Origin of the sequence: Paenibacillus sp. D2_2 (genome assembly GCF_031199965.1) — a bacterium.
Classification (GTDB): Bacteria; Bacillota; Bacilli; order Paenibacillales; family Paenibacillaceae; genus Fontibacillus.
Genome location: NZ_CP133605.1, coordinates 1,970,079 through 1,984,866 on the forward strand (window position 1 = coordinate 1,970,079; position 14,788 = coordinate 1,984,866).

The following is a 14,788-nucleotide window of genomic DNA, read 5'->3' on the forward strand; positions in this document are numbered from 1 at the left end:
GATGTAAGAACACGATGAAAATATACAACAAAAGATGAAAGTTTTCAACTATTTTAAACTATGTGAAAAAATTCACTATACAAACAAAAATCGATATGTTATGATCAAACCATAAAGAGAAGCACAAAGCTTCCAGCGGATATATCTGTAAGTGAAATATTTCACGAACTAATTCAGATAGGTCCACTAACCTTAGGAGGATGAGAGAGATGGCCGTAAAAAATGAAGTTGTGACTAAGGTTCAACAGCCAACTGCACAAGAGTATGTTCAAACGTTAATCGACAAAGCTAACAAAGCACAAGAAGCTTTCATGAGCATGAATCAAGAGCAAATCGATTCCATCGTACAGGCAATGGCGCTTGCTGGTCTGGACAAACATATGTACTTGGCGAAGATGGCCGTAGAAGAAACCGGTCGTGGCGTGTACGAGGATAAGATCATTAAGAACATGTTCGCTACGGAATACATCTACCACAGCATCAAGTATGATAAGACGGTTGGTGTCATTGAAGACAATGCATATGACAACTTCCAGAAAATCGCTGAGCCTGTCGGCACTATCATGGGGATTACTCCGGTAACGAATCCGACATCTACGACGATCTTTAAAGCCCTTATCGCGATCAAGACTCGCAACCCAATTATTTTCGGATTCCATCCATCCGCTCAACGCTGTAGTGCAGAAGCAGCTCAAATCCTGCTTGATGCAGCAATCAAACATGGCGCACCTGCCGATTGCATTCAATGGATCGAGAATCCATCTATGGACCGTACAAATGAACTGATGAATCATAAAGACATTGCTTGCATTCTGGCAACAGGCGGTTCTGCAATGGTTAAGGCAGCATACAGCTGTGGCAAACCGGCTCTGGGCGTAGGACCAGGTAACGTTCCTTGCTTCATCGAGAAGAGCGCGGACATTGACCAAGCGGTAAATGACTTGATCCTTTCTAAGACTTTTGACAACGGCATGATTTGTGCTTCTGAACAAGCGGTTATTATCGAGGAACCGATCTTCGATCAAGTGAAGAAGAAAATGATAGCTAACGGATGCTATTTTGTAAATAAAGAGGAAGCAGGCAAATTGACCAAGGGAGCTATTAATGTAGATAAATGTGCAGTGAACCCGGCGATTGTAGGTCAACCTGCTGTCAAGATTGCTGAAATGTGTGGCATTGATGTACCAGCGGGCACTAAAATTCTAGTGGCAGAGATTGACGGCGTAGGTCCTAAATTCCCATTGTCTGCTGAGAAACTTAGCCCAGTACTGGCTTGCTACAAAGTGAAAAATGCTGAACAAGGCATCAACCTTGCCCTTGAAGTTGTATCGTTCGGCGGAATGGGTCACTCCTCGGTTATCCATTCGAATAATGAAGAAGTTATTAAGAAGTTCTCCGACCGCATGCCTACTTGCCGGATTTTGGTGAACCAACCATCTTCGCAAGGTGGTATCGGCGATATCTATAATACAAACCTGCCATCGTTGACACTAGGCTGCGGATCGTATGGACGTAACTCGACTTCGTCGAACGTAACAGCTGTCAATCTGATCAACGTGAAAAGGGTGAATCACCGTACCGTGAATATGCAATGGTTCAAAGTACCTGACAAGATTTATTTTGAAAAAGGCTCAACTCAATATCTTGCAAAAATGCCTGACATCAGCCGTGTGCTCATCGTTACTGACCCTATGATGGTTAAATTGGGATATGTGGAAAGAGTGGAGCATTATCTCCGTCAACGTCAAACTCCGGTTGCGATTGAAGTCTTCTCGGACGTAGAGCCGGATCCATCGACAACAACGGTTGAACGCGGAACTGAGCTGATGAACAAATTCCAGCCGGACTGCATCATCGCACTTGGTGGTGGTTCGCCAATGGACGCTGCGAAGGGAATGTGGTTGTTCTACGAATATCCGGATACAAGCTTCCACAGCCTCAAGCAAAAATTCATGGATATCCGCAAGCGGATCTATAAATACCCTCGTCTCGGACAAAAGGCTAAATTCGTTGCCATTCCGACGACTTCGGGAACAGGTTCGGAAGTAACTTCGTTCGCAGTTATTACTGATAAAGTTAACGGCAATACAAAATATCCTTTGGCAGATTATGAGCTAACTCCAGATGTAGCTATCATCGATCCTGAATTCGTATATACACTGCCAAAGACCGCTGTTGCTGATACCGGGATGGACGTATTGACTCATGCGATCGAGGCTTATGTCTCGGTAATGGCTAGTGATTACACAGATGGACTCGCGATCAAAGCGATTCAACTTGTGTTCCAATACCTTGAGAAATCGGCGCTTACTGGCGACAAGCTAGCCCGCGAGAAAATGCACAATGCATCGACATTGGCAGGTATGGCCTTTGCCAACGCTTTCCTGGGTATTAACCATAGCTTGGCGCATAAATGGGGCGGACAATATCATACAGCACACGGTCGTACGAATGCGATTCTGATGCCACATGTTATTCGCTATAATGCCAAGAAACCGACTAAATTCGCAGCATGGCCTAAATACACACATTTCGTTGCTGACGAACGTTATGCAGAAATCGCCCGTATTCTCGGCTTACCAGCTCGTACGACGGAAGAAGGCGTCAAGAGCTTGATCAATGCGATTCGCGATTTGAACCGAAAGCTTGGCATTCCTGAGACTTTCCAAGAGCTCGGATTCGATCCGAAGGATTTCGAGTCGAAGGTAGATTACTTGGCTGACCGGGCATTTGAAGACCAATGTACGACAGCGAACCCTAAGCTGCCACTTGTAACTGAATTGGCTGAAGTATACCGTGATTCTTTCTACGGAAGATTTGACGAATAATTGAACAAACGCAAGGAAAATCGTGACAAATATCACTTCGATTGTGATATTTGTCACAATCATTTATGCGGGATTGAGGTATGATTATGTCATAAACGATCCCGCATAATTATAGTAAAGATGATAATACTACATGTCTTATTAGTGACTAAGATGTGAAAATTATCACAAATTTAAGGGATCACGAGGCGCGGGTAATCCTTCAACCGTGTTCTCCAAACTATATATATGGAGGGAATAAAGATGTCGGTGATTGAAAGAGAAGTAAAAGGTGCTCAAGAAGTTCAGTCTGCATGGAGAGGTTTTAAAGCAAGTAAGTGGATGAGAGAAGTTAACGTTCGTGATTTCATTCAGAACAATGTCGCTTCTTATGAAGGGGATGAAACCTTCCTTCAAGGAGCAACTGCTAACACTAAAGCGCTCTGGGAGATCATTTCTGATCTGACCAAGAAAGAACGCGATGCTGGCGGCGTACTTGATGTTGATGTTAACACTCCTTCAGGCATTACTTCACATGCTGCTGGTTATTTGGATAAAGATAAGGAACAAATCGTCGGCTTGCAAGCAGACGAGCCATTTAAACGTACGATCCATCCGTTCGGTGGTATCAACATGGTTCTCAATTCCTGTAAAGCTTACGGATTTGATCTACCAGGCGAAATCGTAGAACTGTTTACAAAGATTCGTAAAACCCATAACCAAGGTGTTTTCGATGCTTATACATCTGAAATGAGAGCATGCCGCAAAGCGGGTATCATCACTGGTCTTCCAGATGCTTACGGTCGTGGCCGCATTATCGGCGACTATCGCCGTGTGGCTCTTTACGGTATTGACTTCTTGATCAAACAGAAGAAGCAAGAATTGAACAGTCTTGAAGTCGATGTGATTGATGAAGATGTGATCCGTCTTCGCGAAGAGATCTCTGAGCAAATCCGTGCTCTGCAAGAGTTGAAAGAACTGGGCCAAATGTACGGCTTCGACATTTCCAGACCAGCTGAAAATGCAAAAGAAGCGATTCAATGGGTGTACTTCGGTTATCTTGCAGCTGTTAAGGAGCAAGATGGTGCAGCAATGTCGCTCGGCCGCGTATCTTCGTTCCTCGATACTTATATTGAACGTGATTTGGCTGAAGGTACACTGACTGAAGAGACAGCTCAAGAATTAGTTGACCATTTCATTATGAAATTGCGTATTGTTAAGTTCTTGCGTACTCCTGAATACAACGATCTGTTCAGCGGTGACCCAACTTGGGTAACTGAATCAATCGGTGGTATGGCCGAGAACGGCAGAACACTCGTAACGAAGAACAGCTTCCGCTTCCTTCATACGTTGTACAACTTGGGACCAGCTCCAGAGCCAAACTTGACTGTCCTCTGGTCCGAGAAGTTGCCTGAAGCATTTAAGAAATTCGCTGCAAAAGTATCGATCGAGACAAGTTCGATCCAATACGAGAACGACGATTTGATGCGTCCGATCTACGGCGATGACTACGGTATTGCTTGCTGCGTATCCGCAATGAGAATCGGTAAACAAATGCAATTCTTCGGCGCTCGCGCTAACTTGGCTAAAGTATTGCTGTATGCGATCAACGGTGGTAAAGACGAGAAATCCGGCGCGCAAGTAGGTCCAGAATATCAACCGATTACTTCGGAGTATCTGGATTATGACGAAGTTATGAAACGCTTCATTCCTATGATGGAATGGCTGGCTAAGACTTATGTTAACTCCTTGAATGTTATTCACTATATGCATGATAAATACTGCTACGAACGTATTGAAATGGCATTGCATGACCGTGACATTCTGCGTACGATGGCTTGCGGTATCGCAGGTTTGTCAGTAGCTACTGACTCCTTGAGTGCTATTAAATACGCTAAGGTTAAACCGATTCGCAACGAAAATGGCATCGCCGTTGACTTCGAAATCGAAGGCGAATATCCTTGCTATGGTAACAACGATAACAAAGTTGACGACATCGCTGTTAAGCTCGTTGAGACCTTCATGGGCATGATCCGCAAGCATAAAACTTACCGTAATTCGTTGCCAACACAATCGATCTTGACGATTACTTCCAACGTGGTTTATGGTAAGAAAACAGGTAGCACTCCAGACGGACGTAAAGCTGGCGAACCATTTGCACCAGGTGCTAACCCAATGCATGGCCGCGACAAGAAGGGTGCTCTTGCTTCCTTGAGCTCGGTTGCTAAGCTTCCTTACGAACACAGCTTGGATGGTATCTCGAATACATTCTCGATCGTTCCTAAGGCACTTGGTAAAGATGCTGAGACACGGAAATCCAACCTTGTATCGATGATGGATGGATACTTCGGTAGCGACGCTCACCACTTGAACGTTAACGTATTCGATCGTGAACAATTGATGGATGCTATGGATCATCCAGAGAACTATCCACAATTGACGATTCGCGTATCGGGCTATGCTGTTAACTTCATCAAGCTGACTCGTGAACAACAACTTGACGTTATTAACCGTACCTTCCATGGTTCGATGTAATAACGAGATTTAAATAGTCTTAAGGATTGTGGCTATACATCAGGCAGCCTCAATGAGAAAGGGTGACGAATAATATGCTTAAAGGTCGTATTCATTCATTAGAAACATTCGGAACGGTAGATGGACCGGGTATACGCTTCGTACTCTTCATGCAAGGCTGCCTGCTGCAATGCCAGTATTGCCATAACCCCGATACTTGGAGCCTTACGGAAGGCAAAGAAATGACGGTAGAAGAGGTGCTGGCTGAGATCGAGCCTTATCTGAACTACTATCGTTCGTCAGGTGGCGGTTTAACCGTATCCGGTGGGGAAGCCACATTACAGGCTCCATTTGTCACTGAATTGTTCCGCGAAGTGAAGAAGCGCTGGAATCTGCATACTTGCTTGGATACGAACGGATACAATGAAGGCGATAAAATCCGCGATTTGTTGGATGTAACGGATCTGGTCATGCTTGATTTGAAGCATATCGATAATGAGAAGCACATCAAATTGACTGGTAAGCCAAATGAACGTATGTTAAATATGGCGCATTGGCTGTCTGAGCATAACCATAAAATGTGGATTCGTCACGTATTTGTACCGGGAATCCATGACGATGAACAGGATTTAATCAATCTTGGTAAGTTTATCGGCGGCCTTCAAGGTGTTGAGAAGTTTGAGATGCTTCCTTATCACACCATGGGGATCTATAAATGGCAGGAGCTTGGTTGGGATTACCCTCTGGAAGGCGTTCCTTCTCCAACTGCGGAGGAGATTGAATGGGCAAATCGCTTGATCGAAGACGGGCGGCAGCAGGTAGTTACAGCGAAGTAATCATTATGTCAGTTAACATGACTTAAACTATATTACTAACCCACAAAAACGGTTGAATTTGACATGACTTGTCAGATTTAACCGTTTTTCTTTACATAACGACTAGATAATATTATCCCCATTATAGAAAAATGTCCTCCTTATCAAAAATGGAATCGCTTTCTATAATGAAGATGTAACATACAAACCGATCTTGAGGAGGGTCAAAAGAAATATGAAGAAAAGTTTGACGCTGTTACTATCCCTGTTCTTCGTAGCTTCGGCATTGCTTGCTGGTTGCGGTAGTTCCAATGACAAGAACACGGCGGACAAAGGTAGTGCAGGAACGAATGACAAACCTGCTAATGAAGCAAAGACTAACAACGATCCATTTGAAATCACGATTCGCCACACGCAAATCGGGGAAGCGAAGAAGTTCCGCTTGGCTATTCTGGAAGATGTCGTTAAGAAGACAGAAGCTGCAGTTCCTGGTTTAACGATTAAGCTTGATGGTGTTGATTCGGAAGTTAACCGTAAGGAAAAGCTGAGAGGCGAGATGGCTGCGGGCAAACCGCCAGAAGTATTCGACGTATTCGGCAGCCCGGATGCACAGTTGTATGCTAAGGAAGGTTTGATGCTTGACCTTACTCCGATTCTCGATGAACTCGGAATCAAGGACAAATTCAACACTTTAACTCCATTTACTAATGATGGTAAGGTTTATGGCCTGCCAATTGGCGGCTCAATCGAAGGTATTTTCTATAATAAAGATTACTTCACACAAAAAGGCTTAGCAGTTCCTAAGACACTTGATGAATTGGAAGCGATTGCTGAGAAAATTAAGGCAGACGGCAAGATTCCTTTTGCTCAGTCATCCAAAGATGCTTGGATTCCACTGATGACAACGAATAACCTGTGGTCCTACTACGCTGGTCCGGACATTACTTATGGATTCAAGACCGGTGCAACCAAATGGACTGACGAGAACATGGTTAAAGCAGTTGCCAAACATCAAGAGTGGGTACAAAAAGGCTACTTCAAGAAAGGCGAACTCGGTTTTGAATATGCAGATATGAGAAACCAAGTCATTACCGGCGAAGCGATCATGATGATGGATGGATCATGGGCGAACTCGGTATTTAGAGATCCAGCACAAGCTGGTGACCTGGTAGGTAAGATCGGTTACTTCAGCATGCCACCTGTTAAAGAAGGTGACCCATACGTCGTCATGCAGGATGCTAACAACGGTTATGGTTTCTCCAGCGCTGTTGGCGAAGATCCTCGCAAATTGGCAGCGGTTAAGGAATTCATCAAGAACATGTGGACAGATGAAATGCAGCTTCGCGGCCTGAAGGAAGACGGCGTACTTCCTGCTATGAAGATGGATCTGGATCAAATGAAGACAACGTCTGATGATCCTTTGATGCAAGATATTTTCAAAGCTGTTAGTGAAATCGGAACATCGTTCCCTGCCTTTGATGCTCTAGTTCAAGCAGAAGTTAACACGGCGCTCGGCATGGGTATCCAGCAAATTATCGGAGGAGAAATTACTCCTGAGAAGATGCTGGAGAATGTGCAAGCCGCTCAAGATGCAGCTAATGCAGCAGGCGAGTAATTACTTTTTGAACTACTTTATTAGCTAGAAAAGGGCGCCACCCGCCTCGATTTTGTGGGGGCGCCTTTTCTTCTCACTGGAATGATAGATAGAACTTAGGAGCAGAAGAAACGAATATCAAAGATTACAACGGAGGTTACCATGAATAAAGCACTAAGAAATCCGCTGATATATGTCTTGTTCATACTTCCTGCCTTCATCCTGTTTCTGGCCTTTTTTATCTATCCGGTATTTACAGCGATTAATAATAGTTTCACAAGCTGGAACGGGATATCCAAGAACGTTCATTATATCGGATTTGATAACTATGTGCAGGCATTTCATGATGTTGCATTCTGGAAGTCAGTAAGAAATAACGTCTATTTTATTTTGTTCTCCTGTCTGATTCAGGTTCCACTCATTATTATTTTCTCATTGTTAATAGCCAATGTTAAGCGCTTCAAGGGGCTATACAAGACGGCGGTATTTATGCCTTCCATTATGTCGACGGCTGTTATCGGGATTTTGTGGGGCTTCATCTATAACCCGGATTTCGGGCTGGCTAATGAAATCCTCGGACTCTTCGGCGTATCGCCAATTTACTGGCTGTCTGATAAGAACTGGGCTATGATATCGATTCTGATTACGAATGCTTGGCAATGGACAGGCTTCTACATTGTCATGGTACTTGCAGCCATTCTCTCCATTCCTAAAGAACTGGATGAGGCGGCGGCGATTGATGGTGCAACCGGGATCCAAAGAGCTACGAAAATTACGCTTCCGCTCATCATGCCAATTGTATCAGTCGTTATTATGTTGTCCATCGCTGGTGCGATGAAGGCTGCAGATATCGTGCTCGTTATGACTAAGGGGGGTCCTGCAGGCTCGACGGATGTCATGGCAACCTACATGATCCGTTATGCAATTACAAGCTTTAGGCACGGCTTCGGTAATTCCATCGCTGTATTGATCTTCGTATTTACGATTATCATCACAGTGTTATATCAAGTCTTGATAGCAAAACGGACGGAAAGGATTGAATACTGATGAGAGCAATTAAGAAGACTATTCCGCATATATTTCTAATGGGCTATTTGCTGATCATCCTGTATCCGTTCCTGTTTGTCATCTTCTCATCATTTAAGACAAACAATCAGGATATTGCTTCTAATCCGTTCGGACTTCCAGGCTCGATCTCATTTGATAATTATGTAAATGCTTGGGTCAATGCAAAGATCAGCACTTATTTCTTTAACAGTTTGTATATCGGGGTGCTCGCTGCCTGTGTATCAATCCTATTTGCAGCGATGTTGTCCTTTGCAGTCACACGTATGCGCTATAATAAGGTCAGTGCGATTGTATTTCAATTAATTCTGCTGGGGATGCTGATTCCGAACAACTCCTTGCTTCTTCCAATCTATGGAATTATGAGAAAGTTGAATATCCTTGATACGCACATGGCACTAATTTTGCCTTATGTCGCTAATGCAATTCCATTCTCGGTCGTCATTCTAGCCGCTTTTATGCGTTCACTTCCGGGAGAAATTGAAGAAGCCGCTGTCATTGATGGATTGAGCTCTGCCGGACTGTTTGCTAGAATAATAGTACCACTAACTATACCGGCGATCGTTACCGTTTTCATCATCAATTTCCTGGGTAACTGGAACGAGTTCTTGCTTGCGAACTATTTCCTGTCTAATGATGCACTGAAAACGCTTCCGGTAGGTATGGTAGGTTTCAGGGACGCTTACAACACGAACTACGCACAAATGTCCGCTGGGATTGTCTTTAGCGTTCTGCCAGTCATGATTGTTTATGCTATTTTGCAAGAGCAAATTATTGAAGGAGTCACGGCGGGCAGCGTCAAGGGCTAATTACTAGGGTGATCGGAGCTCATGCGTATGAATCTGCGAATTAAATTGTTTACCGCATTTCTGGGATTGGTTATCATCCCTCTATTTATCCTTGGCATTATTACTTTTCTCGTAACCTTTAATTCGATCGAGACGAAGTATAGTCAGCAGTCCGAATATTCACTGAAATCGATCGGTTACAGCATCAAAAATGTATTCTATGAGATAGATAATGTAACGGATAATGGGATCGCCAAAGGGGTGTTTCAGCAGGCGCTAATCGCCAAGGACCCGAACTCGCAGGATTTGACAGCATCGAGCCAGCAGCTTGAGCTTAATGCCAACCAGAAGAACTTCCGGTCACTGCTATACAATCATCCAGCAATCGACTATGCGTTCTTGTACAATGTACACGGGCGTGAAGGATCGAATGTGATAACGCTTTTTAATAAAGAAAATTTTCAGACTTTACCCTATGAACAGTTCAAGGAGCATCCTTTATACAATGAGGTTGTATCGCTTAGAGGCGTGCCGTTGTGGATTGCTCCTCATGAATATCCGGAATTAACAGGTTCGGACAATGTATTCACGCAGATCCGCTTAATTAAAGACTTGAACAATTTGCGCAGCGTTGGTATCTTGGTCGTTCAGATTAAGAACTGGGAGTTTGAGAAAATATTCCAGAACTTAAGATTGGGCACCAGTATGAAGGATACTCGCTTTATGCTGATTAATAACAAGGGACAGGTGCTGTACGATTTTCAATCCGAGCTGGTTGGACAATCATTGGAACCGAGCATTATGGAGCAAGTTGATATTAATAAGAATTATCAAAGCTTTAAAGCCAAGTTTGATGGTGATCAGAGCGTAATTTCAGTTTATGATCTGAAGGAATATTCTTGGAAACTCGTATCCATAACATCCTGGAGCTATTTATCTCGAGAGGTTTCGACGTTCGCCAAGTGGTTTACCGCTATTTTTTTTGTATGTGTGTTAACCGCTCTGTTATTCAATCTCCTGTTCATGAATCGAATTACAGGCACGATTGGAGTAATCGTCAGGTTCATGCGTAAGGTTGAGGACGGGGACCTGAACGCACGCGTGGATGAAAAAGGCGATGATGAACTATTGCTGCTCCAGCAAGGCTTTAACAATCAGATGGTCAAGATTAATGAATTGTTCGAGCAGGTCAAGAAAGAGCAGTTCCAGAAGGCTAATGCGGAGCTGAGAGTGCTGCAGGCTCAGATCAAGCCGCATTTTCTGTTCAACACGCTGGAATCGATTAATGTTCTGGCTGTTCAGAACGAAGGTCGCAAGGTCAGCGAGATGGTGCTGCGGTTAGCTAACATCCTTCGGATCAGTATTCAGGATAAGGAGGAGATCAGTCTAAGCCTGGAAATCGAGCATTTGAGAAGTTATTTAGAGATTCAGAAGTTCAGATTCGATGATCTGTTCGATTATGAGATCGATATTCCGGATGAGATGCTGGGTTGTCAGCTACTGAAGCTTACGCTTCAGCCACTTGTAGAGAATAGCATTCAGCACGGTTTTGAAGGAATTGAATATCAAGGAATGATCAAAGTGATCGGGCGGATGGAGGCGGATCGGATCACGCTTCGGGTTGAAGATAATGGAATTGGGTTAACGAACGAAGCGTTGTCGAAGATTCAATATATGGATTGGGACGATCCTGCCTATCATGAATCCACTTCATATCCGAATCATGAGAGAAGAGGCTTGGGGCTGAGAAGTGTGTATGATCGTCTCCGGCTTAAATATGGGGTAAGATACGGCTTGTTTATCTGTTCGCGGCCTGGATACGGTACGGTAATTCAATGTGTGATTCCTAAATATGAATTGGGTGATAAAAATGAGACTGAAGGCGTTATTGGTTGATGATGAGGTTCATATCCTGAACAATTTATCGAAAGTGCTGCCTTGGGAGGATCTGGGCTTTGAGATTGTCGGCTTGGCTAAGAACGGTGTGGACGCTTTGGAGGTGGCCACCCTTCATCATCCTGATTTAATTTTATGCGATATCCGTATGCCGGTTATGGATGGTTTGACATTGATCCAGAAGGTTAGAGAACAGGGGTTAACCGGGGAAATCCTTCTTCTGACGGGCTATCAGGAATTCGAATATGCACGTACTGCGATTCGCTATGGAGTTCGCGATTATATTTGCAAACCGATCAATTATTTCGAGCTGGAAGATATGGTAAGGAAGCTGGCGAAGCAGATTATTGAGAAGAAGAAGCAGAAGAATAAGGAGCAGTTATTAAGCAGGGTGGAATCCCTGGCGAACGAGAATAATCTGCTACATTCCTTACTAGGACAAGAGACGGTCAAGGAAGATGAATTGTGGCTTGATGAGGATGGAGCAGACCATCAGAATGGATATGCTGTCTTATTGCTCGATATGGAAGGTTACGCGAACGAATCTATTTCTTGGTCTTCACCTGAACGGAAGGCATGGAATCTGGAAATTAAGCTGAAATTGAAGGAGCTGTTCCTGCCACTGCTCAGAGATTATACGGTGCTGCAGGTACGTGAAGGGGAATGGTGCATCGTCTACGACATGGTCATTAATCAGACGTTGACGGAGGAAGCTCTGAGTTTGGTACATGAGAAATTGCTAGCGATGGTTACAGACAAGCATATGCTCATACGCATTTGCCTGGAGCAGGGACCTCTCTCATTGAGTGAGCTGTTCACCGTCTACCAGCGCATGCATCAGATACTTATTCTGGACCCACCACAGGGATGGTTCACCGATATTCAGAATGTGAGAGCCGATCTGTTCGAGCCTGTACCTGGCGATGAACTCAGCGTGGTAGATGCCCAATGGCACTGGGTCGAGCAATTCGGAAGCGGCCTGCGAAATGGCAATTATGAAGCAATGACACAGATAATCAGCGATCTGAAAGCTTATGTAGGCCGTCTGAACGAGACTTCGGTCGGTAGGGCTGAGAAATTACTGTATTATTTGCTTATTCATCTACTTCGTGAAATGCGTGAGATACAGATGCTTCCTGGGGAACAAGAGGAGGCCGTATGGTTGAGATTACAGGAGTCGCTCAGTGTGAAGGAATTGTTATCGCTGATCGTCTCAATGATCGAGCGATTTAAGGATTCTCTCTCAACCAAGAAATCATCGGAGGTACTGATGATGTCGGCACAGAACTTTATTCAGCAGAATCTGGGATCTGACTTCGGCATCGAAGAGATTTCCGACTTTCTTGGTATTAGCTGCAGTTACTTCTGCTTGCTGTTCAAAAATCATTTCGGGGAAACTTTTGTGGAATATTTGACGAGACAACGGATTGAGACGGCGAAGCATATGTTAAGCCGCAGTGAGAAATCGATCACACAGATTGGTGCTGAAGTAGGCTATCAGGAACGTCGTTACTTTACGAAAGTGTTCCAAAAATATACCGGTATGACCCCTTCGGAATATCGCTTGAAGGACTCGCCGGCATCTTAAAAGTATGGGTTCAAAAAGAGAGGATCTTAGCATCTAAACTTTTTGAACCTATATATCTAAAACTGCGTGTTTAAAAAGTCAGACTTCATAAGAAAACCAATCGAGGCCACTTCATGGATGAGTACCGGGGGACTTTTTAAATAACATCTAAAATGGGAAGGTGAATAATGTTGGATTTGACTCAGTGGACTTTGGAGCAGAAGATTGGCCAATTGTTTATTTGTGGGTTTCATAGCTTGACGCCTGATGAGCAAATAACTACATTGACGGGAAAATACCATGTCGGCGGTGTCTGCTATTTCCGCCGCAATGTTGAAACGGTTCAGCAGCTTGCATCGCTGTCGCACAATCTACAGAAGCTTCCACGCAGCCATTCCGATATTCCGCTCATTATATCGATCGATCAGGAGGGCGGTATGGTCGCCCGCCTTGATCATGACGGAATCAGTCGTATTCCTGGGAATATGACACTTGGAGCCGTAGATGACCTGCAATTGACCTATGATGTAGCCAAACTGGCTGCGGAGGAGATGTTGGCGCTCGGCATCAACATGAACTTTGCACCATGTATCGATGTGAATAACAATCCAGCTAACCCAGTCATCGGGGTCAGATCCTTTGGCGAAGACCCTGCGAAGGTAGCTGAGCAGGGCGTGGCAGCCACTCGTGGTTATCAAGAGCAGGGCGTTATTGCGGCGATCAAGCATTTCCCAGGGCATGGAGATACGGCTGTCGATTCACATCTTGGCTTAGCTATCGTACCTCACGACAAAGAACGATTGTATCAAGTCGAATTGCTTCCGTTCCGCAAGGCGATTGAAGCTGGTGCCGATGCAGTTATGACGGCACATGTCATCTTCCCGGCATTTGAGACGGAGGAGATTCCGGCCACCTTATCGCATCGTGTGCTGACAGAGCTTTTGCGCGAAGAGATGGGCTTTGAAGGTGTAATCGTAACGGATTGCCTTGAGATGCATGCCATTTCCAAGAGCTTTGGCATTGCTGAAGGAGCAGTACGGGCGATCGAAGCCGGCGCTGACCTTGTTCTGGTGAGTCACACACTGAGTGACCAGATCGCCGCTATCGAAGCTGTACGGGAAGCGGTGGTAAGCGGCCGAATTAGCGAGGACAGAATTAATCAATCGCTACAGAGGATATTGGAATTGAAGGCGCAGCGGATCTCATCTTCCTTGGAGGTTGACTATGTGAGCGTACCTATGCCACTTACACCACAAGCGGTTAGCGAGGCCTTACTACGGGATGTTGCCGAGCGCAGCGTTACGCTAGTATGTGATTCTGGTAATCTACCTCTAAGGAAGCAGGAACCGCTGCTTGTGATCTGGCCGGAGCTAAGGCATCGCACTGAAGTTGATGAGCCTTCAGTACATCAATATACCCTGCTCAATGCATTGCAGCCTTATAGCGATAATGTCAGCTTAGCGGTGATTGGAACACGCCCGGATGAAGAGGAAATCCTAGAGGTACTAAAGCGCAGCACTGATTATGAGCAGATCGTGGTGGTTACTTATACGGCGGAAGGAGAAATTCCAGAGGGGCAGAGCCATTTGGTGAATGCGCTGATTCGGATGCATGGCGCAAATGTCGTCGTCATATCGACCCGAAATCCGTATGATATCAAGTCTTTCAAGGATGTTGGCACGTATATATGCTTATACGAGAATCGTCAGTCTCTCTCGATGCCGTAGCCAAGGTATTAATGG

At 44.7% G+C, this 14,788-nt stretch carries 9 protein-coding genes; all 9 read left to right on the forward strand.

The genetic code is table 11. From position 1 onward, the window contains the following. The first annotated feature begins 209 nt into the window (after positions 1-209). Positions 210-2,828: a bifunctional acetaldehyde-CoA/alcohol dehydrogenase gene (gene adhE / locus RE628_RS09785; RefSeq protein ID WP_309158527.1), complete on the forward strand. Its 2,619-nt coding sequence runs from the start codon at positions 210-212 to the stop codon at positions 2,826-2,828. A 243-nt stretch (positions 2,829-3,071) separates the two neighbouring features. After that, positions 3,072-5,342 (forward strand): formate C-acetyltransferase, encoded by a 2,271-nt coding sequence (gene pflB / locus RE628_RS09790; protein WP_309158528.1) that lies wholly within the window; start codon positions 3,072-3,074, stop codon positions 5,340-5,342. Between the two features lie 74 nt (positions 5,343-5,416). Next, positions 5,417-6,157 carry a pyruvate formate-lyase-activating protein gene (gene pflA / locus RE628_RS09795; RefSeq protein WP_309158529.1) on the forward strand — a complete coding sequence of 247 codons (741 nt, stop codon included), beginning with the start codon at positions 5,417-5,419 and terminating at the stop codon, positions 6,155-6,157. A gap of 214 nt (positions 6,158-6,371) precedes the next feature. Then, positions 6,372-7,751: an ABC transporter substrate-binding protein gene (locus RE628_RS09800; protein ID WP_309158530.1), complete on the forward strand. Its 1,380-nt coding sequence runs from the start codon at positions 6,372-6,374 to the stop codon at positions 7,749-7,751. 141 nt (positions 7,752-7,892) lie between these two features. Continuing rightward, positions 7,893-8,777: a carbohydrate ABC transporter permease gene (locus tag RE628_RS09805; protein ID WP_309158531.1), complete on the forward strand. Its 885-nt coding sequence runs from the start codon at positions 7,893-7,895 to the stop codon at positions 8,775-8,777. Further along, the gene (locus RE628_RS09810; RefSeq protein WP_309158532.1) at positions 8,777-9,604 is read left to right on the forward strand and encodes a carbohydrate ABC transporter permease; all 828 of its coding nucleotides are present in this window, start codon (positions 8,777-8,779) and stop codon (positions 9,602-9,604) included. The genes RE628_RS09805 and RE628_RS09810 overlap by 1 nt, the downstream gene beginning before the upstream one ends. Before the next feature lie 27 nt (positions 9,605-9,631). Further along, positions 9,632-11,479 carry a cache domain-containing sensor histidine kinase gene (locus RE628_RS09815; RefSeq protein WP_309158533.1) on the forward strand — a complete coding sequence of 616 codons (1,848 nt, stop codon included), beginning with the start codon at positions 9,632-9,634 and terminating at the stop codon, positions 11,477-11,479. Beyond that, positions 11,436-13,067 (forward strand): response regulator, encoded by a 1,632-nt coding sequence (locus RE628_RS09820; RefSeq protein ID WP_309158534.1) that lies wholly within the window; start codon positions 11,436-11,438, stop codon positions 13,065-13,067. The genes RE628_RS09815 and RE628_RS09820 overlap by 44 nt, the downstream gene beginning before the upstream one ends. A gap of 167 nt (positions 13,068-13,234) precedes the next feature. Continuing rightward, positions 13,235-14,773 (forward strand): beta-N-acetylhexosaminidase, encoded by a 1,539-nt coding sequence (nagZ, locus tag RE628_RS09825; RefSeq protein WP_309158535.1) that lies wholly within the window; start codon positions 13,235-13,237, stop codon positions 14,771-14,773. The last annotated feature ends 15 nt before the right edge of the window (positions 14,774-14,788 follow it).

Bases quoted from the DNA above. Each gene is read 5' to 3' on its own strand.
- RE628_RS09805 (WP_309158531.1), top strand. From the start codon at position 7,893: ATGAATAAAGCACTAAGAAATCCGCTGATATATGTCTTGTTCATACTT.
- pflA (WP_309158529.1), top strand. From the start codon at position 5,417: ATGCTTAAAGGTCGTATTCATTCATTAGAAACATTCGGAACGGTAGAT.
- pflB (WP_309158528.1), top strand. From the start codon at position 3,072: ATGTCGGTGATTGAAAGAGAAGTAAAAGGTGCTCAAGAAGTTCAGTCT.
- RE628_RS09800 (WP_309158530.1), top strand. From the start codon at position 6,372: ATGAAGAAAAGTTTGACGCTGTTACTATCCCTGTTCTTCGTAGCTTCG.
- adhE (WP_309158527.1), top strand. From the start codon at position 210: ATGGCCGTAAAAAATGAAGTTGTGACTAAGGTTCAACAGCCAACTGCA.
- RE628_RS09820 (WP_309158534.1), top strand. From the start codon at position 11,436: ATGAATTGGGTGATAAAAATGAGACTGAAGGCGTTATTGGTTGATGAT.
- RE628_RS09810 (WP_309158532.1), top strand. From the start codon at position 8,777: ATGAGAGCAATTAAGAAGACTATTCCGCATATATTTCTAATGGGCTAT.
- RE628_RS09815 (WP_309158533.1), top strand. From the start codon at position 9,632: ATGAATCTGCGAATTAAATTGTTTACCGCATTTCTGGGATTGGTTATC.
- nagZ (WP_309158535.1), top strand. From the start codon at position 13,235: ATGTTGGATTTGACTCAGTGGACTTTGGAGCAGAAGATTGGCCAATTG.